An 18,619-nucleotide genomic window follows, 5' to 3' on the forward strand; every position below is an offset into this window, starting at 1 on the left:
CCAGTGCGCCCGACGGGGGTCCGAGACCGACGAATACTCGTGTGGCCGCCGGCTACCGGGAGCTATGAGCGGACTCGACGTCGAACCGGTCGACGAGGCCGACGCAGAAGGAGAGACGGAGACGGCGGACAACACCATCGAGGTGACGCCGACCGACGCCACCGAAGAGCGGACGGCGATCGACGTCGAGCCCTCGGGCGAGCCGGTCGACGGGCCCGATTACGTCCTCTACGGCGGGAAAGGCGGCGTGGGGAAAACGACGATGGCGGCGGCGACCGCCCTCGACAGCGCTCGCCGGGGCACCAAGACGCTGGTCGTCTCGACCGACCCCGCCCACTCGCTGTCGGACACGTTCGAGCGGGAGATTTCGAGTCGACCAGAGCGCATCCTCGAGGACGCGCCGCTGTACGCCGCCGAGATCGACCCCGACGCGGCCCTCGAGGACAGCCAGGCCGCCTTCGCCGCCGAGGGCGGCGCCGGCGCCAGCGCGCTCGGCGGGCTGGGCGAGTTCATGGGCGAGGATTCCCCGATGGACGTACTGTTCGGCGGGGCGATGCCCGGCTCCGACGAGGCCGTCGCCATGCAGACGTTACTCGAGTACATGGACGACGACCGGTTCGACCGCGTGGTCGTCGACACCGCGCCGACCGGCCACACGCTCCGATTGCTCCAGCTGCCGGAGATCATGGACACGATGATGGGGCGGATGATCGCCTTCCGTCGGCGCATCGGCAGCATGGTCGACGGTATCAAGGGAATGTTCGGCAACGAGATGCCCGAGGAGGGCGAGGACCTCCGGGACCTCGAGGTCCTCCGCGAGCGGATCGAGCGCCTGCGGGCCACCCTTCGAGACCCCGAGCGGACCGACTTCCGGATCGTCCTCGTCCCCGAACAGATGAGCGTCCTCGAGTCCAAGCGGCTGCGCGAGCAGCTCGCGGAGTTCGACATCCCGGTCGGCACCGTCGTCGTCAACCGCGTCATGGAGCCGCTGGCGGAGGTGACCGAGGACGTCCGGGGGGAGTTCCTCGAGCCGGATCTCGAGGGCTGTGAGTTCTGCCAGCGCCGCTGGGACGTCCAGCAGTCGGCGCTGACCGAAGCCCACGAGCTGTTCCGGGGAACGGACGTCAGGCGGGTACCGCTGTTCGCCGACGAGGTCAAAGGCGAGGAGATGCTCGAGGTCGTCGCGGCCTGTCTCCGCTGATCCGCGTCGGCGAGGACGACCGGGACAGGAACCTATTTTTGTGCGCCTCGAGATGTTTGCGTCGATGAACGTCACTGTCGACAGAAAGAACGCCGTCGGAACGGTCACGGAAGCCGCCGGCTGGCTGGTGCGGAACCCGGCGCTGATCGCCGCGTTCTTCGTTCTCGGAGTCGTGCAGGCCGCCGGCGAAGAGTTCTTCCTCCTGTCGCTGTTCGGCTGGTTCCTCTCGCTGTACCTCGGCGGGATCGCGTACGTCTACGCTCGAGACGAGCTGGCGGGCGCCGACCCCGACCTCAACGAGGCGTCCTCTCAGGTCCTGCCGCGGATACTCTCGCTCGTGGGGATCTTCTTCGCCTACGGAATCGCCGTTTTCGTCGGCCTGCTGTTGTTGATTATCCCGGGGATCTACCTCAGCCTCCGGCTCGTCCTCGCGTTCCCGGCCTGCGTACTCGACGACAAGCGGGCGATCGAGAGCCTCAAGACGAGCTGGCGCGTGGCCCACGGGAACCTGCTGAAGCTCCTCGGCATCTCGATTCTCATGTTCGTCGTCTCGCTCAGCGCCATCGTCGTCACCGCGCTGTTCACCGGGCTGGGCGACGAGTTCCTCGTCGGCCTCCTCGCCGTCACGGCCGTCCTCACCGCGTTCCTCACGCCCATCGTCGAGATGGCCTACGCGCGCATCTACCTCGAGAACCGCGAGCCGGACGATGGCGAGTCGGACGACGACTGGGACCGCGACGACGGCGACGCGTGGGACCGCGACGAGGACGACTCGTGGGACCGCAACGAGGACGACTCGTGGGACCGCGACGACGACTGGGGCACCTCGGACGACGAGACGGATTGGTCGACCGACGACCGCGACGACCGCGACGAGTCGCGCTGGTAGGACCCGATCGGTCGGCGGTCAGGTGTCGACGACCAGCACCCGCAGATCGTTCACGTTCGTTCCCGTGTACCCCGTCTCGAGCAGCGCGTCTCGCGACTCGAGGGCGCCGTGGCTGTCGTGGGCGGCGAGGCGCCGCCGACTCGCCGCGAAGTCGGCGACCGTCTCCCGGTCGACGACGGCCCCGCAGGCGTCCGTGGGGCCGTCGATGCCGTCCGTGTCGACGCTCGCGAGGACGGCGTCGGTGTCCCGCTCGCGGAACTCGAGGGCGGCCACCAGCGCGAGTTCCTGGTTCGGGCCGCCGGTCGCATCCCCGTAATCGGGGTCGTCGTCTCCGTCCCCGTCTCGAAGCGTCACCGTCACCTCGCCGCCGGAGAGGACGACCGCCGGTGGCTCGAGGGGGTCGCCCGTCGCCGCGATCTCCTCGGCGACGGCGGCGTGAACCCGACCCACCTCGCCGGCCTCCCCGCGGAGCCGACTCGAGAGGACGGCGGTCTCGTACCCCCGGTCCTCGGCGACCGCCCGGGCGGCGTCGATCGCCGTCCGGCCGTTCGCGAGCAGGTACCAGTCGGGGTCGCGTCCCGAGTCGAACGCCGGATCGGTCCCGTCCGGCGTCTCCGAGACGTCGCCCGCGACGCCGGCCTCGAGTCGCTTCAGGACCGCCCCCGGAAGCGCGTCCTCGAGCGCGTAGCGATCGACGACCGCGCGGGCGTCTGCGAACGTCGTGGAGTCGGGAACCGTCGGCCCGCTGCCGATCACCGCCGGGTCGTCGCCGACGACGTCGCTGACCGCGAGCGTGACGACCGTCGCGGGGGCGGCCGCTCGCGCCAGCCCGCCGCCCTTGATCGCCGAGCAGTGCTTGCGAACGGCGTTGATCTCGTCGATCGCGGCCCCGGAGGCGAGTAACGCCTCGGTCGACGCCTCGAGGTCCGAAAGCGAGAGGCCGGCGGCGGGCGCACACCACAGCGCGCTCGCGCCGCCGGTGACGACCGCGAGAAACAGCGTGTCGGCGCCGGCGCACTCGGCCACCTCGAGCACCCGCTCCGTCGCCGTCACGTTCCGTGTCGTGGGCGTCGGGTGGTCGCCGGGGAGATACTCGATTCGCCCGGTCGCGGACGTCGGTTGCTCCCCCGTCGAGACGACGACGCCCTCCTCGAGCCGGTCGCCGAGGAGCGACTCGAGCGCCTGCACCGCGCCCGCTGCGGCCTTCCCGCCGCCACAGAGGACGATACGGTCGTACGCCGCGAGGTCGTACTCTCGGCCGTCGATCCGCAGTTCGTCGCCTTCGAGCGCGAGTCGGTTCTTGACGGCGGTTTCGGGACTCGCCGCGCGGATTCCGGCCTCGAGGCAGGCGAGGGCGGTCTCGTGGGCGGGCGTTCTCGCGTGGTGGTCGCTGCGACGGAACATCCTGTTTCGTTCGGCCACCGGGTCGGTATTGGCGTTACCGGTCGCCGTCTCGCTCGAGGAGCGGGCCCGCTCCCCGTCGACCAGCGCCGCCTCCTCACGCTGGTCACTCGCGTCGCTCGCGCCGGCGAGACCCAGTTCGTCGGTCGCACACTCGAGACAGTAGTGGTTGTACCCCTCCGAACGGGTGTACACCGGGACGCCGGCGACGGCGTACTCCTCGCGGTAGCGGCGGACGAGTCCGCGGTCGACCCCGCGGCCGAACTCCGAGCGGCCGTGACGTCGGTTCAGCCGTCGCCGAAAGCGGGGGTTGACGAAGACGCCCAGCGCGACCAGAACGAACGCGGTGAGCAGCCAGAGCGCCGAGAGAACTGCCGCGCCAGTCGTCACGCCGCCCTGTGCGAGCTGTCCGAGGACGACGGCCGCGGCGACGACCCGAACCCCATCGAGAGCCAGCCGACGACGCCGTAGAGGAGGGCGGAAACTCGGTCTGCGAGCCGGACGATTTCAGTGCCATCGTCTGACACGGTAGCCCTCGGTTCGTTTCCTGCAGAACCGAATAAGCCTTCTGACGGGGTTTACGGCAGGATCGAACTCACACCAGCCGTCGGAGGAGCCCGTAGGCGGCGTCGCGGAGGCTGTCCGGGAGGTATCGGACGTATATCCCGTACTCCGCCAGCGGGCCGACGGGGTAGCGTGCGGGGGGCTCCGGACAGGTTCCCGCGTGGAGGATCGCCGCGGCGACCTCCTCGGGGGAGATCGCGAGCGGCCCGCTGCCGCCGATCAGCCGCGCCTCCTCGATCATCTCGTACAGCGACTCGTACGCCGGCGTTCGCGTCTCCTCCGGGGGGAGTTCGTCGTCGACGCGCTCGGTGAACTCCGTCTCGACCGTCCCCGGCTCGATCAAGACCACCTCGACGCCGAACTCCTCGGCTTCGGCTCTAAGGGCGTCGCTCATCGCCTCGAGGGCGTGTTTCGCCCCCGAGTAGGCGCCGGTGCCGGCGAACGCCATCCGCCCGAGAACGCTCGAGACGTTGACGATCCGTCCCTTTCCCTGGGCGCGCATGTGCGGCAGCGCGGCGCGTGTCAGTCGGTGGGGGCCGTAGACGTTGACGTCGAACTGGCGGTGGAGTTCGGCTGTCGAGACGTCCTCGAGCGGCCCCATCTGCCCGTAGCCCGCGTTGTTCACGAGGCAGTCGATCGCGCCGCCGAGGTCGACCGTCCGCTCGACGACCGAGGCGACCTGTTCGGGGTCCGTGACGTCAAGGGCGAGCGTCTCACAGCCGAGTTCGTCGAGGTCCGCGATGTCCTCGGGGTCCCGAGAGGTCGCGACGACCAGCCACTCGTTCTGGAGGAACGCCCTGGCGGTCGCGCGTCCGATCCCGGACGAACAGCCGGTGATCAGGACGCACCGCTTGCGGGTGTAGCGTCCGTCGTCCGCGGTGTCCGTCGTCGTCCCCTCGTCCGTGCCGGTGTCCGTACTCGAGCCCACAGCGGTCGAGCCGACGGCCCCGTCCTCGTCGGTTTCCTCGGCTTCCTCAGCGATGGCCATGCCTGTCTCGTTCGAGAGAGGGAACCTAAGTATCGACGGTTTGTCGCGCCGGCCGGAGCGGGGTCCGACCCCGCCGCGAGCCGAGCGGCGCCGGTCCGCGCTACTGGTACATCCGGAGGGGGCGCGCCTGCGAACTCTCCTCCTGGCCGGCCTGTTGCATGCGCTGGGCGAACTGCTCGCGCTGTTCGCGGATCTCCTCGGCGCTGTCGACCAGCCCGCTCACGTCGACTTCGAAGCCGGCGATCGGACCGATACCGTCCTCGAGCAGGACGCTCGCTGCCTCCGGATCGGGGAACTGCGGCTCCGTCTCGACGATCAGCCCGAGGCTGTCGGAGCCGACCTGGGCGGCCCGGTTGAGCAACGCCCCGGTCGGTCCGCTAACGACGCCGTCCTCGCCGGGGGTGTCGATCCCGTGGTCCTCGAGGACCGACGCCGCGTCGCCGGTCGCGACGCCGGTGAGCGCCGGGCGGCCGTCGCGCTCGGCCGGCAGCCCGCTGAGGTAGATCGGACGCGCGTCGTGTTCGTCCACCCAACTGGTCACGCAGTCGGCGACGACGCTGACCGCCTGCGAGGCGATCGGGACGTCGCTCTGGAGCGCGAACAGGTCGTGTTCCTCGCTGACGTACAGCCGGACCGGCGGCCTGACCGTCGCGTCGCCGCCGCGGTAGATACCGACCCGCGGCAGTCCGTCGCAGTGGACGCTCGCGTAGTAGCGCATCTCGAGGCGGTCGACGAGGTGGTCGGTCGCGATCTTGCCGACGAGGCCGAGCCCCGGGAACCCCTCGACGAGCACCGGTTCCTCGAGGTCGACCGCCTCTCCGTGGGTGCGAATCCGTGGCATACGGGTGTCAACTCGGGGCCGGCATAAAAATGCGCGGTCGACGGCGGGTGCGAGGCGCGGGCTTCGAAACCCACAAACGCCGGGCCCTCGAAGCCGGGTGCAATGGAGACACTCGAGCGGTATCGGCCGATCATCGACGACTTCGAGGCGTTTCTCGACGCCTGCGAGCGCCCCCTCGGGAACGTCGTTCGCGTGAACGCGATCAAGGCCACCCCGGAGCGGGCGATGGCCGCGCTCGAAGAGGAGGGCGTCGGCTACGAGCAGGCCGACTGGAACCCCCGCGTTCTCGAACTCGAGACCGACTCCCCGGGATCGACGTGGGCCTCCTTTCTCGGCTTCACGCACGGCCAGGAGGCGGTGTCGGCGGTCCCGGCGGGCGTGCTCGACCCCCGGCCCGGCGAGCGCGTCTGGGACGCCTGTGGGGCCCCCGGCGGGAAGGCCACGCAGCTCGCAGCGCTGATGGACGACCGCGGAACGGTCGTCGCCAACGACAGCAACCTCGGACGGCTGTCGGCGCTACGGTTCAACGCCGAACGGCTCGGCGCGACCAGCCTCGCGGTCACCCACCAGGACGCCCGCAACTACTCGCTGAAGCCCCTCGAGTTCGACGCGTTCGACCGGGCGCTCGTCGACGCACCCTGCTCCTGTGAGGGGACGATCCGGAAGAACCCCGACGCGCTCGACGAGTGGACCGAGGATCACGTCCACTCCGTCGCGGGCATCCAGAAGGGGATCCTCCGGCGGGCGGTCCAGACCACCCGCGAGGGCGGCACCGTCGTCTACTCGACGTGTACGTTCGCCCCCGAGGAGAACGAGGCCGTCGTCCAGCACGCCCTCGAGGCGGAAGACTGCCGCGTCGTCGACTTCGACCTCGACCTCGAGTACGCCCCCGGCGTCACCGAGTGGGAGGGCGAGGAGTACGACGGGAGCGTCTCGAAGGCGGCCCGGATCTACCCCCACCACAACGACACGGGCGGGTTCTTCGTGGCGAAACTCGAGGTGACCGCCTGATGGCGGGCGACTCCGACGGGAACGTCGGCCAGCGGTTCGACCGCCTTCCGGAGACGGCCGCCGACCGCGTCGTCGAGGGGCGGGCGACCCGCGAGGAGGTCGTCGGGTACTTCGCCGACCGGTTCGGCGTTCCGCCGGGGACGTTCGACGAGTACACGTTCTGGGAGAAGGGCGCCGGCAAGATCTGGGTGTACGCCGGCGAGGCGCCCTCCCTCGCCGAACTCGAGGCGCTGGGGATGACCTGCCTTCGAACCCGCCAGGAACACTGGAAGCCGACGACGGACGCCGTCCAGCGCTTCGGGCGGCACGCGGACTCGTGCGTCGTCGAACTGGACCGCGAGCGGGCGGCCCGGTTCGCCGCCGGCGAGGACCAGGAACTCGAGTGGGACGGCGACTGGGGCTACCTGATCGTCGCCTGCGAGGTCGTCGGCGACCTCGAGCCCCTGGGCGTCGGGCTCTACGTCCACGGCGAACTCCGGTCGGTAGTGCCGAAGGGGAGACAGCGGGATCTCGAGGCGTAGCGTTCCGTCAGCCCGCGAGCCCGCTCACCAGCAGGCGCCCCCCGAGCGCGATCAGGACCGCGCCCGCGAGCCACTGGACGGCGCGGGCGACCGCCGGGCGGGCGGCCAGCAGGTGTCGAACCGCGCTCGAGCCGAGCGCGACGCCGCCGAGGTACGCCATCGTGAGCAGCGCGTAGAGCCCGCCGAGAACCGAGAGCTGGATCGGGACGTGGCCCGCGGCGTCAACGAACTGCGGGAGAAACGCCAGGAAGAACACCGCCACCTGGGGGTTGAGGACGTTGACGACGACGGCCTCCCGGAACGGCGCGCCGCTCGCCCCGCCGCCCTCGAGCAACAGCGCCTCCTCGCGGATCGTCCGCACCCCGAGGTAGACGAGGTAGGCCGCCCCGACGGCGGTGACGAGACCGAACGCGAACTCGGAGGTGCGAAACAGCGCCGAGAGCCCGAGGGCGGCCGCGAGCGTGTGGACGAGAACGCCGGCGCTGATCCCCGCGGCGGAGGCGACGCCCGCAACCCGCCCGTCGCCGACGCTGCGAGTCAGGACGTAGATCGTGTCCGGACCGGGCGAGAGGATCATCGCGCCGGCCGCGAGCAGGTAGAGCCCGAGCAGCCGCGGGTCGAACGGGGCGGCCGAGGCCGCCTCGAGCGCGCCGAGCGCCGCGTCGACCGACGACAACTGGAGCGGGTCACCGGACATCCGTCAGCGCTCCTCGAGGGTGCCGCCGCTCAACCCCTCCCAGGCGACGCGGTAGCCGAGCGCCGAGAGAGCGGCGCTCGAGTCGGAGATCCCTCGCTCCCCGAGGACCGCCTCGGCCTCGGAGAGAGCCATTCCCGCCTCGATCTCCTCGGCCAGCGCCTCGAGAACCACCGGGCGGATCAGCGTTCGTCCGACGAGGTCGTGGTCGGGGAACGCCACCCCGTCGAGGGCGTCCTCGCTGACGCCGTGGCTGGCGGCGACGTCCTCGAGGGTGACGACGTCCGCGTCGGGGGTGAGCGCCTCGGGCAGCGCCAGCGCGCTCTCGGCGACCAGCGCGCGCTCGTACTCCCGGAGGACGTCCGCGACGTCCTTGATGCGGACCGATCCCGTGTAGGGGATCGCCCGGTGATCGCGGGCGGCGATCTCCTCGCCGACGCCCAGCGACTCGTCGACGGCGACGACCATGTCGACGTCCTCGAGGTCCGCGAGCTGTGCGAGCTTCTTCTCGACGTACTCGGGCGTCCAGAATCCCATGATCTCGAAGTAGACTCGGAAGTCGGCGTGGCTGTAGTCGAACGCGAAGTCGGGGATCATCACCCGCGTACCGGTCGCCAGGGGCTCGGGTTCGCGGATCAGGTCCCACTCGAGGTCGAGCCCCGAGAACCGGGCCGCGAAGTCGGCCTCGACGGCACTGTCGAACGAAACCTCCGCGACGGGCGCTGCGGTCGGAACCGAAACGGGGTCGGCGTCGGAGAGGACGAGGGTGCGTTCGGTGCCCCGGTCATCGATCGTCGCCTCGAGGCGCCACTCCTCGGCGCCGGCCACCGTCCGGAGGAGGCGAGCGAAGCGGGTGCCGTAGCGGCGGGTGGCCCGAAAGAGCCGCGTCGGTCCCGTGACGACCACTTCGCGGCCCGCGTCCGTCTTCCGGATCTCGTACATCAGCCGCAGGCGTTTGACCGCCGAGACGAGCGCCTTCGGGTCCGAGGATCGGACCCGAAGCTCCGTCGCGTCGAACAGCGCCGTCTGGGCCAGCGAGAGGTTGTACTGCGCCACGAGTTCGTCGGGGCCCCACCGCGAGTCGAGCTCGGTGAGCACCTGGCGCTCCTCCAGATCGGCGTACAGCGACGCCTCGAGGTCGTCCGCCGAGACGCCGAGGGCCTCGCCGGCGCGAACCAGCGCCATCGCCCGGTCGTCGTCGCCGACGACGCCGACCGCCTCGGCGGCCTCGAACGCCGCCCGGCGGGCGCGGACGGGGTCGACCGGCGCGCGCGTCTCGAACGTCGCCTCGCGCTCGAGCAGCGCGGCGAACCCGCGAACCAGCTTGAAGTGGTCCGCCTCGGGTTCGAGGTCGGCGAGGGCGGCCTCGAGGCGCTCGCGGGGCTCGTCGACGTGGCCCTGAAACGTCCCGATCACCCGCGCGGCGAGCGGGCGGTGCTCGCGGCCGGCGAACCGGGGGCGGTAGCCGCCGCCGGCTCGAGAGACCCGCAGCAGGTCCTTCGTCAGCATTCGGTCTGAGTCGGTGCGGCGAGACCAAAAGTCGCCCGACTGGCCGCCGTCGCTCGCGCGACGAACGCGTCGCTCGGTGGCGTGGCGGAGGAGCGCACCGAAAAGGGATAAGTACCGCATCGGCGTACTGTACATGGTGGTCGGTAGCACGGCACACAGACTCCGCTACACCATCGAACGTACCCGAGGAGAATACCATGTCGACAGCCCACAAACTCGACTGCGAGGCGGCGGAGAACGACTGCCGGTTCATCATCCAGTCGGAAAACGAAGGCGAAGCGATCGAACTGGCGCGAGACCACATGCTGGAAGTCCACGGAAAGGAGTACACGGACGACGAACTGCGGGAGAAACACCTGCAGTCGGTGTGACGACGATCACTTTTTGAGGCCGCGGGCTACCGCCGCCGGTCCGAGACGCGGCGCTCGCCGGTCTCTTCGCTGATAACCTCGTAGAGCAGCGCGCGGCTCCCGTCCGACTTCGGCCGCAGGATCCGCCCCAGTCGCTGGGTGAACTCCCGCTCGCTGGCGCTGCCCGAGAGTACGACGGCGACGGAGGCGTCGGGGACGTCGACGCCCTCGTCCAGCACGTTCGAGGTGACCACGCGGGAGTACGTTCCCTCGCGGAACCGCGACAGGATCTCCCGGCGCTCGGCGGCGCCGGTCTGGTGGGTGATCGCCGGGAGCAAGAACCGCTCTGCGACGTCGTAGGCGAGGTCGTTGTGGGCGGTGAACACGATGGTTCGCTCGCCGGGGTGGTCGGCGAGGATCCCCTCGAGCGCCTCGAGTTTGCCCGCGCTGCCGAGCATGATCTCGCGGGCGCGCTGGCGGGCGAGCAGCGCCTCGCGGGCCGCGGGGTCGTTCCCGGAGCGCTTGACGAGTTCCTGGTAGTCCGAACCGCTGTTCATCGAGATGTTCGAGCGGGCGAGGTAGCTCGCGAACACCTCCTGGTTGGCCTCGTACTCCTCGCGCTCGGCGGCGGTGAGCGAGACCTCGAGGCGCTTGACGTCGTAGGGGGCCAGGTGCTCGCCGGCCAGGTCGTCGACGTCGACGCGGTGGACGAGCGGGCCGACGACCGCCGCGATCACCTCGTGGGCGTCGTCGGGGCGCTCGAAGGTCGCGGTGAGACCCAGCCGGGCGGGAGCGGCGAGCAGGCGAGCGATCTCGCGGTAGCCCTCCCCGCCGAGGTGGTGGACCTCGTCGAAGACGACGAGTCCGAACCGGTCGCCGACGGCGTCGGCCTTGAGGTACGCTGAGTCGTACGTCGAGACGGTGATCGCCTCGAGTCGCTGTTCGCCGCCGCCGAACTGCCCCACGGGAACCGAGAACTCCCGCTCGAGTTCGCGGCGCCACTGCTCGAGCAAGTCGATCGTGGGAACGACGACGAGCGTCGGCACCGCGAGGCGTTCGATCGCCTTCAGGGCGATCACCGTCTTGCCGCTGCCGGTCGGCAGTTCGAGGACGCCCGCGGGAGCGCGCTCCGGCGGGCGGACCTCGCTCGCAGCCGACGGCGCGTCGGCCCAGCGGTCCGTCGCGAGCCAGTCGTCGAGCGCCGCTCGCTGGTACCCCCGGAGTTCGTAGGCCGACTCGAGCGCCGGCAGGGTCTCGAGGTCGAGGACGCGGTCCTCGACGGCGTCGAACTCGTCGCCGAGGGCAGACAGCAGCGACGCGTACCGAAACGCGGGCGCGCGGCCCGTCTCGGTCCGCGGGTCGAACTCGAGGCCCGGCGCGTCGGGAACGCTCCGCTCCGGCGGGAGGCCCTCGAGCCGGATCGTGCCGTCCTCGTAGCGGAGCGTGATCGGTTCCGAACCTGTCGTCGCGTTCGAGACCACGTGCGACGATAGCGGGTGCGGTACATATACACCTGCTCATACTTCGTTCGTCGCTCGAGTGCCAGGCGGCGTCTCGAAACGCGTTCACACAGCGAGTCAGCCGACGAGACCGGTGACTGGACGATGACCCGGTGTCCAGTTCCCGCGCAACCGGACGACGGGCCGTACCTCAACCCTTTTATTACCGCTGTGCCTTGAGTCGGACATGAGCGAAGACGAGGGCATGAACGCAGCCAGTCAGGATGTCCCGTCAGGGAAGGAACCCGACGAGGAAACCGACGCCGAAGCGACCCGAGAGTCGCCGTCCGAGAGCGACCTCGAGGCGGAGATCGCTCCCGAGACGAGCGACGACGTCCAGGACGTCCTGGACCGGGTCGCCCAGTACGACGACGACCTCGCACGCGAGGTGGGTTCGATCGCCGAGACCGCCCGGGAGACCGTCTCGAGCCAGCGCGCCGAACTCGAGGACCTGCGCGAGCGCGTCGACGCCCAGGCCGAGACGATCGAGGAACTCCAGGAAGAACTCGAGGCCCGCGAGCGGACGCTGTCCGAGCGCGACGAGCAGATCGAGGAGCTGACGTCGACGGTCAAGCGCACGCAGGCCGACTTCCAGAACTACAAGAAGCGGGCGAAAAAGCGCCAGAACCAGCTCGAGGAGCGGGCGACCGAGGACCTCGTCTCGCGGCTCGTCGGGGTGCGCGACAACCTCAAACGCGCCCTCGAGGAGGAGAGCGACGACGTAGAGAGCCTCCGCGAGGGCGTCGAGATGACGATGCGGGAGTTCGACCGGGTGCTCGAGGAGGAGAACGTCGCCGAGATCGAACCCGAGCCGGGAGCGGCCGTCGACCCCCAGCGCCACGAGGTGATGGTGCAAGTCGACAGCGCCCACCCCGAGGGGACCGTCGCCGACGTCTTCACGCCCGGCTACGAGATGGGCGGCAAGGTCATCCAGAACGCGCAGGTGACGGTGAGCAACGGCGAACTCGACGGGGAGCCGTCGGCGGAGGAGTCCGAGACCGACGAGGCGTCGGCCGGCGACCGCGACGACGCGGCCCCGTCCTCGAGGGACGAATAACCGCCTCGATCCGCGGCTGTCGAAGCCCCGATTTTCCGGCTCTCTACCCTCGAACAGCGGCGTCGCGGATCGGTGACCGATAATTTTATTCGCCGCCACGCGTGGTGTAGCAACCTTTAAAACAAAGTGCGCACAAGTGCATCCCAGATGGCTAGTAACAAGATCCTCGGCATCGACCTCGGGACGACGAACAGCGCCTTCGCGGTGATGGAGGGTGGCGATCCGGAGATCATCGTGAACGCGGAAGGTGACCGGACGACGCCCTCCGTCGTCGCCTTCACCGACGACGACGAGCGACTCGTCGGGAAGCCGGCGAAAAACCAGGCGATTCAGAACCCCGAGAAGACGATCGCCTCGATCAAGCGCCACATGGGCGAGGACGACTACACCGTCGAGGTGGAGGGCGAGGAGTACACGCCCCAGCAGATCTCGGCGATGATCCTCCAGAAGTTAAAACGCGACGCCGAGGAGTATCTCGGCGACGACGTCGAGAAAGCCGTCATCACGGTGCCGGCGTACTTCTCGGACCGCCAGCGGCAGGCGACCAAAGACGCCGGCGAGATCGCCGGCTTCGAGGTCGAGCGCATCATCAACGAGCCGACGGCGGCGTCGATGGCGTACGGACTGGACGACGACTCCGACCAGACCGTCCTCGTCTACGACCTCGGCGGGGGCACCTTCGACGTCTCCATCCTCGACCTGGGCGGCGGCGTCTACGAGGTCGTCGCCACCAACGGCGACAACGACCTCGGCGGGGACGACTGGGACCACGCGATCATCGACTGGCTGGCCGAGGAGTTCGAGGCCGACCACGGCATCGATCTCCGGGAGGACCGCCAGGCCCTCCAGCGGCTCAAGGACGCCGCCGAGGACGCCAAGATCGAGCTCTCCTCGCGCAAGGAGACGGAGATCAACCTCCCGTTCGTCACGGCGACCGACGACGGCCCGGTCCACCTCGAGAAATCGCTCACCCGCGCGAAGTTCGAGTCGCTCACCAGCGACCTGATCGACCGCACCGTCGAACCGACCGAGCAGGCCCTAGAGGACGCGGGCTACGGAAAGGACGACATCGACGAGGTGTTGCTCGTCGGCGGCTCGACCCGGATGCCCCAGGTAGCCGAGAAGGTCGAGGAACTCATCGGCGAGGAGCCCCAGAAGAACGTCAACCCCGACGAGGCCGTCGCGCTGGGCGCGGCGATCCAGGGCGGCGTCCTCGGCGGCGAGGTCGACGACATCGTGCTGCTCGACGTCACGCCGCTCTCGCTGGGAATCGAGGTCAAAGGCGGCCTCTTCGAGCGGCTCATCGAGAAGAACACGACGATCCCGACCGAGGAAAGTAAAATCTTCACCACGGCGGCGGACAACCAGACCTCGGTGCAGGTCCGGGTGTTCCAGGGCGAGCGCGAACTCGCCGAGAAGAACGAGCTGCTCGGCGAGTTCCACCTGACCGGCATCCCGCCGGCGCCCGCCGGAACCCCGCAGATCGAAGTGTCGTTCTCGATCGACGAGAACGGCATCGTCAACGTGAGCGCCGAGGACAAAGGCACCGGCACGAGCGAGGAGATCACCATCGAGGGCGGCGCCGGCCTCTCCGACGCCGAGATCGAGCAGATGCAGGCCGAAGCCGAGGAGCACGCCGAAGAGGACAAACAGCGCCGCGAACGCATCGAAGCCCGCAACACCGCCGAGGCGACGATCCAGCGCGCCGAGACGTTGCTCGAGGAGAACGACGAGCAGGTCGACGACGACCTCCGCGAGAGCATCGAGGCGGCCGTCGAGGACCTCGAGGAGACGATCGACGACACCGACGCCGGCGCGGAGGAGATCGAAACCGCGACCGAGAGGCTGAGCAAGGAGCTCCAGGAGATCGGCAAGCAGATCTACCAGCAACAGGAGGCCGCAGCGGGCGCGGGCGGTGCCGGCGCGGCGGGCGCCGGAATGGGCGGCATGGGCGGCGGCCCGAACCCCGGCCCCGACGCCGACGAGGGCGAGGAGTTCGTCGACGCCGACTTCGAGGACGTCGAGTTCGACGAGGACGACGAGAGCGAGGAGTAGTCGAGCGGGACTCGCCGCGGCGACTCCATCGAAGACGGCAGACGGCGCGTGCGCGCCGCGACCGCGCCACCAGCGGTATCGAGCGCGCAGCGGTTCCGGACGGAGTCGCTCAGCGTGACCGGTGCCCGTTCCGTTCGAATCCGATCCGGAGAAGCACCAAGAGCAACAGCGAGACGAGTGCGACACCGAGGTACAGGCCCGCGCCCGGGAGCCACGCCTCCGCGTTCACCGCCAGAACCCCCAGCCACGCGACGAGCACGCTGCCGACGACGGTCGTACCCACCACCAGTGCCAGCAGCCAGGGTCTGTCCATCGCGCGACGTTCGATCCCGTTGCGAAAGAGCGTGTCCCTGGACGTGCAAGCACCGGCGACCGGGCGCGGTCGACCTCGAGAGCGGTTCCCGGAGTCGCCACACCGATCCGGACCGGGCGGAGAACGGTCGTTTCAAGTGGCTCAACGGAGTATCGGTGGATAACGAATGAGCGAGGACTTCTACGACGTACTCGGCGTGAGTCCCGACGCCTCCGCCGAGGATATCAAACAGGCGTACCGGAAGAAGGCCACCGAATACCATCCGGACGTCAGCGACGACCCGGACGCCGAGGAGAAGTTCAAGAAGATACAGAAGGCCAAACAGGTACTCACCGACGAGGAGAAGCGACAGGCGTACGACCGGATGGGACACGACCGGTTCGAGCAGGCCGAAAAGCACGGCTTCGACGCCGGCGCCGGCGGCGACCCGTTCGGCGGGATGGGCGGTGGCGGCATGGGCGGCGGCCTCGGCGACATCTTCGAGCAGGTGTTCGGCGGCGGAATGGGCGGTCGCGGCCGGAGCCGCCCCCGAAAGGGGCGAGATCTCCGGACCGGCCTCGAGATCGACCTCGAGGAGGCGTTCTCCGGCGCGAAAAAGCAGTTCACCGTCGAACGCCCCGAGGCGTGTGACACCTGCGACGGCGAGGGGCACCCGCCCGACGCCGACGCCCGGTCGTGTCCGGAGTGCCAGGGTCGCGGTCAGGTGACCCAGGTCCAGCAGACGCCCCTCGGCCGGGTCCAGCAGACGACGACCTGCCCGCGGTGTGAGGGCGCGGGAACGCTCTACTCCGAAACCTGCAGCGACTGTCGCGGCGAGGGGTACACCCGCGAGGAGGCGACGCTCACCGTCGACGTCCCCGCGGGGATCCGCGACGGCCAGACGCTCCGGATGGAACGCGAGGGGGCGCCGAGCCCGGACGGCGGCCCGCGCGGCGACCTGCTGATCGACGTCTCGATCCGCGCCCACCCCGAGTTCGACCGCGACGGCGACGACCTCCGGTACCGGCTACCGATCTCGTTTCCCCAGGCGACCTTCGGCGACACGGTCGAGGTGCCGACCCTCGAGGGCGCCGTCGAGTTCGAGGTTCCGCGAGCGACCCAGAGCGGCGAGACGTTCCGGCTGGAGGGTAAGGGAATGCCCCGCCTCCAGCGCCGGGGCCACGGCGACCTCTACGTCCAGGTGCAGATCGTCACCCCCGAGAACCTGAACGAGGAGCAGCGCGAGGCCCTCGAGGCGTTCGCCGAGGCCGGCGGCGAGGAGATCGACGTCAAGGAAGGGTTCTTCGAAAAGATCAAGCGGACGTTCTGACCGCTCGAGGCGACGGTCCAGTCGCCCGAACGGTGATCGCCCCCTCGAGGACCTCGCCGCGACTTATGCGGCCGATAAGTAAGGCGGTCGCTTCCGTGCAGTGAGTCTGATGGATATCGCAGGCGCCTACCTGACGGCGACGCAGTGGCAGAAACTCGTCCGCGAGGAGCGAGCGTCCGGGCCGACGTTCGACCGACCCCTGCGACGCCGGCTGTGGCTGTACCGCCGCGGCTTTCTCAGCAAGTCCGACGTCGTCTACGAGCTCGAGTCCAACGACCACCGCGAGTACCTGAGCGACTACGCCCGCTACATCGGAACCAAGCGCATCAACGGCACGTGGGCGTACCAGCTCGACAACAAGCTCGCCTTCCACCAGCTCCTCGGCGAGTTTCCGGCCCACCGACCGGCCGTCCACGGGCTGATCCAGAACGGCCGCGTCCACGAGTTCGACGTCGGCGGGACGGGCTCGCGGGCGGGCACCGGCAAGGTCGCGAGCGACGGCGGCGTCCAGTTCGCCGAGTCGACGGCGAGCGGCGCCCGCGGAACCAGACACGTCGTCGACTGGCTCGACGACCACCTCAGAGACGGCGACGTCGAGACGGTGGTGCTGAAGTGGTTCAGCGGCGGCGGCGGACAGAACGTCCACATCTGCTCGTACGACGAGGACGCGGGTTCGTACGTCCTCGACGGACGCCACGTCGACCGGCCGGCGTTCGCGGCGACGGTGACGGACCTCGAGGAGTACATGATCTGTGAGTTCGTCGAGCAGGCGCCCTACGCCGCGGCAGTCTACCCCGAGACGACGAACACGATTCGGGCGCTGACGATGTTCGACGAGCGCGCCGACGAGGCGTTCGTCCCGATCGCCGTCCACCGCTTCGGCTCGAGCTCCTCGCGCCCGGTCGACAACTTCTCCGACGGCGGCTTCAGCGTCGAGATCGACCGCGAGACGGGCGAACTGGGACGCGCGGCGGGCTACCCGGACGACGGGACGGTCAGCTGGCACGAGCGCCACCCGGAGACGAAAACGCAGATCGAGGGGACGGCGGTGCCCGGCTGGCCCGCGATCCGCAACCGGCTGTGCGAACTCGCCACGACGTTCTCGCACCTGCCGTACGTCGGCTGGGACCTCGTCGTCACCGACGAGGGCGAGTTCGAGATCATCGAGGCGAACAGCTACCCCGGGATGGTCTCTCTGCAGGTCCACCGGCCGCTGCTGGCCGACGACCGCGTCCGCCGGTTCTACCGGCGTCACGGCGTGCTCTGAGTCGACGCGCGATCCGCGCCCTTTTCCCCCGACGCGCGAAACGCCACCGCATGAACACCGTCGGAGACCTCTTCGCCCGCGAGCGGCGCAGCGACCGGCCGGCGCTCGTCGACGCGACCGGCCGCGTGTACGACTACCACTGGCTCTGTACCTCCGCCTGGAAGGCCGGCAACTTCCTCCGTCACAGCGGCGTTCGCCGCGGCGTCTCGGTCGGAGTCGTCGGCGACGGACCGCTCGCGCTGCTCTCGTTTTTCGGCACCGCGCTGCTCGAGGGGACGACCCGATTCGAACCGCCGCGGGGCGACGGGGCGACCGCCGACCTCCGCGCGCTCGTCGCCCCGGTCGACGTCCTCGAGTCCTACAACCTCGCGCCGGGCGCCCAGCGGATCGGCTACGGCGGACAGCCCGACGATCCGGGGGTACACCACCTCGAGGCCGGCCTCTGGAGCGAGAACCCCTCGTTCCCCCCGCTCGAGACCGATCCGGAGGCGGCGCTGCTCGCCGCCGGCGAGCGGTCCTACAGCCACGCCGCGGTGCTCGCGGCCGCTCGGGACGTCGTCGACGAGTACGGCCTCGAAAGCGGCGACCGCGTGCGGGTGCTGGCACCGCTGTCTGAGCCGCGGTCGGTCGCGGCCGGCGTCGTCGCGCCGCTGCTCGCCGGCGCGGTGATCGAACTGCCCGGCGGCGACGGCGGCGAGTCGGCGCTCGCGGTCGTGACCGACGGCCGCGAGACGGGCGCAGACACCCGACGCCTCGACTGCGCCGACGTGAGCCTCTGAGCGGCCAACGGGAGCGAAACGCAACCGTCGGATACAAGAGCCGACGCCCGGTACAGACCGGCGTGCAACTCGAGTGCGTCTTTTTCGGTCCGTTTCGCGAGGACCTCGGCGAGAAGACCGTCCGCGTCGACACCGACGCCGAGACGGTCGGCGGCCTCCTCGAGGACCTCGAAGCCGACTACCCCGCCCTCGAGGGCCGTCTCGTCGACGGCGACGACCTCGCGGGGAAGACGGTCGTGACGAAGAACAAAACCGACGTGCGCCACCTCGACGGGCTCGAGACGGTGCTCGAGGAGGGCGACGTGTTTCGGCTCGTTCCGTCGGTGTACGGCGGCTGAGGCGGCTGCCGAGCGAGCGGAGAAGACAACGCT

At 69.8% G+C, this 18,619-nt stretch carries 19 protein-coding genes; 11 read left to right on the top strand and 8 right to left on the bottom strand.

Features of this window, described 5'->3' with window-relative positions; translation table 11 throughout:
- Positions 1–64 precede the first annotated feature (64 nt).
- Positions 65–1,201 (top strand): ArsA family ATPase, encoded by a 1,137-nt coding sequence (locus tag NMQ11_RS10530; protein ID WP_255167907.1) that lies wholly within the window; start codon positions 65–67, stop codon positions 1,199–1,201.
- A 64-nt stretch (positions 1,202–1,265) separates the two neighbouring features.
- Positions 1,266–2,090 carry a DUF7847 domain-containing protein gene (locus NMQ11_RS10535; protein ID WP_255167909.1) on the top strand — a complete coding sequence of 275 codons (825 nt, stop codon included), beginning with the start codon at positions 1,266–1,268 and terminating at the stop codon, positions 2,088–2,090.
- A gap of 18 nt (positions 2,091–2,108) precedes the next feature.
- Here NMQ11_RS10535 and NMQ11_RS10540 read toward each other — a convergent pair whose 3' ends face one another.
- The 4 genes from NMQ11_RS10540 to NMQ11_RS10555 all read right to left on the bottom strand — a co-directional run bounded on the left by NMQ11_RS10540 (position 2,109) and on the right by NMQ11_RS10555 (position 5,884).
- The gene (locus NMQ11_RS10540) at positions 2,109–3,881 is read right to left on the bottom strand and encodes a glycerate kinase type-2 family protein (RefSeq protein WP_345781429.1); all 1,773 of its coding nucleotides are present in this window, start codon (positions 3,879–3,881) and stop codon (positions 2,109–2,111) included.
- On the bottom strand, positions 3,878–4,018 hold the full coding sequence (locus tag NMQ11_RS10545; RefSeq protein ID WP_255167911.1) for a hypothetical protein: 141 nt from the start codon (positions 4,016–4,018) through the stop codon (positions 3,878–3,880). Before NMQ11_RS10545 ends, NMQ11_RS10540 begins: the two co-directional genes overlap by 4 nt.
- Positions 4,019–4,086: 68 nt before the next feature.
- The gene (locus tag NMQ11_RS10550; RefSeq protein ID WP_255167913.1) at positions 4,087–5,043 is read right to left on the bottom strand and encodes an SDR family oxidoreductase; all 957 of its coding nucleotides are present in this window, start codon (positions 5,041–5,043) and stop codon (positions 4,087–4,089) included.
- A 100-nt stretch (positions 5,044–5,143) separates the two neighbouring features.
- Entirely contained in the window at positions 5,144–5,884 is a 741-nt protein-coding gene (locus tag NMQ11_RS10555; protein WP_255167914.1) for a proteasome assembly chaperone family protein, read from the bottom strand.
- A gap of 102 nt (positions 5,885–5,986) precedes the next feature.
- Here NMQ11_RS10555 and NMQ11_RS10560 point away from each other — a divergent pair, with 102 nt between their 5' ends.
- Both NMQ11_RS10560 and NMQ11_RS10565 read left to right on the top strand, forming a co-directional pair.
- On the top strand, positions 5,987–6,895 hold the full coding sequence (locus NMQ11_RS10560; protein WP_255167915.1) for an RsmB/NOP family class I SAM-dependent RNA methyltransferase: 909 nt from the start codon (positions 5,987–5,989) through the stop codon (positions 6,893–6,895).
- Positions 6,895–7,416 (top strand): DUF7122 family protein, encoded by a 522-nt coding sequence (locus NMQ11_RS10565; RefSeq protein WP_255167916.1) that lies wholly within the window; start codon positions 6,895–6,897, stop codon positions 7,414–7,416. Before NMQ11_RS10560 ends, NMQ11_RS10565 begins: the two co-directional genes overlap by 1 nt.
- 7 nt (positions 7,417–7,423) lie before the next feature.
- Here the strand turns inward: NMQ11_RS10565 and NMQ11_RS10570 are convergent, their stop codons facing one another.
- Together NMQ11_RS10570 and NMQ11_RS10575 are read right to left on the bottom strand one after the other, a co-directional pair.
- Positions 7,424–8,113, bottom strand: a complete 690-nt coding sequence (locus NMQ11_RS10570; protein WP_255167918.1) for a LysE family translocator — start codon at positions 8,111–8,113, stop codon at positions 7,424–7,426.
- A 3-nt stretch (positions 8,114–8,116) separates the two neighbouring features.
- Complete coding sequence (locus NMQ11_RS10575) at positions 8,117–9,619, bottom strand: DUF790 family protein (protein ID WP_255167920.1); 1,503 nt, start codon at positions 9,617–9,619, stop codon at positions 8,117–8,119.
- Positions 9,620–9,816: 197 nt separating this feature from the next.
- On the opposite strand from NMQ11_RS10575, the gene NMQ11_RS10580 reads away from it, so the two are divergent.
- Entirely contained in the window at positions 9,817–9,990 is a 174-nt protein-coding gene (locus NMQ11_RS10580) for a DUF1059 domain-containing protein (RefSeq protein WP_255167922.1), read from the top strand.
- A 26-nt stretch (positions 9,991–10,016) separates the two neighbouring features.
- Here the strand turns inward: NMQ11_RS10580 and NMQ11_RS10585 are convergent, their stop codons facing one another.
- A complete protein-coding gene (locus tag NMQ11_RS10585; protein ID WP_255167924.1) occupies positions 10,017–11,450 on the bottom strand; it encodes a DEAD/DEAH box helicase in 1,434 nt (477 codons plus the stop codon).
- 205 nt (positions 11,451–11,655) lie between these two features.
- Here NMQ11_RS10585 and NMQ11_RS10590 point away from each other — a divergent pair, with 205 nt between their 5' ends.
- On the top strand, positions 11,656–12,525 hold the full coding sequence (locus tag NMQ11_RS10590) for a nucleotide exchange factor GrpE (RefSeq protein ID WP_255167925.1): 870 nt from the start codon (positions 11,656–11,658) through the stop codon (positions 12,523–12,525).
- A 147-nt stretch (positions 12,526–12,672) separates the two neighbouring features.
- Positions 12,673–14,580: a molecular chaperone DnaK gene (dnaK, locus tag NMQ11_RS10595; protein WP_255167926.1), complete on the top strand. Its 1,908-nt coding sequence runs from the start codon at positions 12,673–12,675 to the stop codon at positions 14,578–14,580.
- Positions 14,581–14,689: 109 nt separating this feature from the next.
- Here the strand turns inward: dnaK and NMQ11_RS10600 are convergent, their stop codons facing one another.
- A complete protein-coding gene (locus NMQ11_RS10600) occupies positions 14,690–14,893 on the bottom strand; it encodes a hypothetical protein (RefSeq protein ID WP_255167927.1) in 204 nt (67 codons plus the stop codon).
- A gap of 166 nt (positions 14,894–15,059) precedes the next feature.
- On the opposite strand from NMQ11_RS10600, the gene dnaJ reads away from it, so the two are divergent.
- The 4 genes from dnaJ to NMQ11_RS10620 all read left to right on the top strand — a co-directional run bounded on the left by dnaJ (position 15,060) and on the right by NMQ11_RS10620 (position 18,586).
- Positions 15,060–16,202 carry a molecular chaperone DnaJ gene (gene dnaJ / locus NMQ11_RS10605; protein ID WP_255167929.1) on the top strand — a complete coding sequence of 381 codons (1,143 nt, stop codon included), beginning with the start codon at positions 15,060–15,062 and terminating at the stop codon, positions 16,200–16,202.
- Between the two features lie 109 nt (positions 16,203–16,311).
- Positions 16,312–17,469, top strand: a complete 1,158-nt coding sequence (locus NMQ11_RS10610) for a sugar-transfer associated ATP-grasp domain-containing protein (RefSeq protein WP_255167931.1) — start codon at positions 16,312–16,314, stop codon at positions 17,467–17,469.
- A 50-nt stretch (positions 17,470–17,519) separates the two neighbouring features.
- Complete coding sequence (locus NMQ11_RS10615; protein WP_255167933.1) at positions 17,520–18,248, top strand: hypothetical protein; 729 nt, start codon at positions 17,520–17,522, stop codon at positions 18,246–18,248.
- 62 nt (positions 18,249–18,310) lie between these two features.
- On the top strand, positions 18,311–18,586 hold the full coding sequence (locus NMQ11_RS10620; protein WP_255167934.1) for a ubiquitin-like small modifier protein 1: 276 nt from the start codon (positions 18,311–18,313) through the stop codon (positions 18,584–18,586).
- Positions 18,587–18,619: the final 33 nt, after the last annotated feature.

Source organism: Natrononativus amylolyticus (assembly GCF_024362525.1).
Taxonomy (GTDB): domain Archaea; phylum Halobacteriota; class Halobacteria; order Halobacteriales; family Natrialbaceae; genus Natrononativus; species Natrononativus amylolyticus.